The organism is Cupriavidus sp. 22TCCZM01-5 (assembly GCF_057798915.1).
Genome location: NZ_JBYOJR010000083.1, coordinates 1 through 1,195, shown reverse-complemented (window position 1 = coordinate 1,195; position 1,195 = coordinate 1). Strand labels below are relative to the sequence as shown.

1 protein-coding gene is annotated in these 1,195 nt (G+C 62.7%); it reads left to right on the top strand.

The features are described 5' to 3' along the window. The first annotated feature begins 1 nt into the window (after window position 1). Window positions 2-1,192 (top strand): elongation factor Tu, encoded by a 1,191-nt coding sequence (tuf, locus tag AC3FNH_RS32500; protein WP_276098793.1) that lies wholly within the window; start codon window positions 2-4, stop codon window positions 1,190-1,192. The last annotated feature ends 3 nt before the right edge of the window (window positions 1,193-1,195 follow it).

Sequence of the window (1,195 nt, the reverse complement as noted above, 5' to 3'; positions counted from 1 at the left end):
AATGGCAAAGGAAAAGTTCGAGCGGACTAAGCCGCACGTGAACGTTGGTACGATTGGTCACGTTGACCACGGCAAGACCACGCTGACCGCAGCGATCGCCACGGTGCTGGCTTCGAAGTTCGGCGGTGCCGCCAAGAAGTACGACGAAATCGACGCGGCGCCGGAAGAGAAGGCACGCGGTATTACCATCAATACCGCCCACGTCGAGTACGAGACGGCCAACCGCCACTACGCGCACGTTGACTGCCCGGGCCACGCCGACTACGTGAAGAACATGATCACGGGTGCCGCCCAGATGGACGGCGCGATCCTGGTTTGCTCGGCTGCTGACGGCCCGATGCCGCAAACGCGCGAGCACATCCTGCTGGCCCGCCAGGTTGGCGTGCCGTACATCATCGTGTTCCTGAACAAGTGCGACATGGTGGACGACGCCGAACTGCTCGAGCTGGTCGAGATGGAAGTTCGCGAACTGCTGTCGAAGTACGAGTTCCCGGGCGACGACACCCCGATCATCAAGGGTTCGGCCAAGCTGGCGCTGGAAGGCGACAAGGGCGAATTGGGTGAAGTGGCCATCATGAACCTGGCCGACGCGCTGGACAGCTACATCCCGACGCCGGAGCGTGCCGTTGACGGTACCTTCCTGATGCCGGTGGAAGACGTGTTCTCGATCTCGGGTCGCGGCACCGTGGTGACCGGCCGTATCGAGCGCGGCGTGATCAAGGTCGGCGAGGAAATCGAAATCGTCGGTATCCGCCCGACCGTGAAGACCACCTGCACCGGCGTGGAAATGTTCCGCAAGCTGCTGGACCAGGGCCAGGCTGGCGACAACGTCGGTCTGCTGCTGCGCGGCACCAAGCGTGAAGACGTCGAGCGCGGCCAGGTGCTGTGCAAGCCGGGTTCGATCAAGCCGCACACCCACTTCACCGGCGAGGTGTACATCCTGTCGAAGGACGAAGGCGGCCGTCACACCCCGTTCTTCAACAACTACCGCCCGCAGTTCTACTTCCGTACCACCGACGTGACCGGCTCGATCGAGCTGCCGGCGGACAAGGAAATGGTGATGCCGGGTGACAACGTGTCGATCACCGTCAAGCTGATCGCCCCGATCGCCATGGAAGAAGGTCTGCGCTTCGCTATCCGCGAAGGTGGCCGTACCGTCGGCGCCGGCGTCGTGGCAAAGATCCTCGACTAAGCA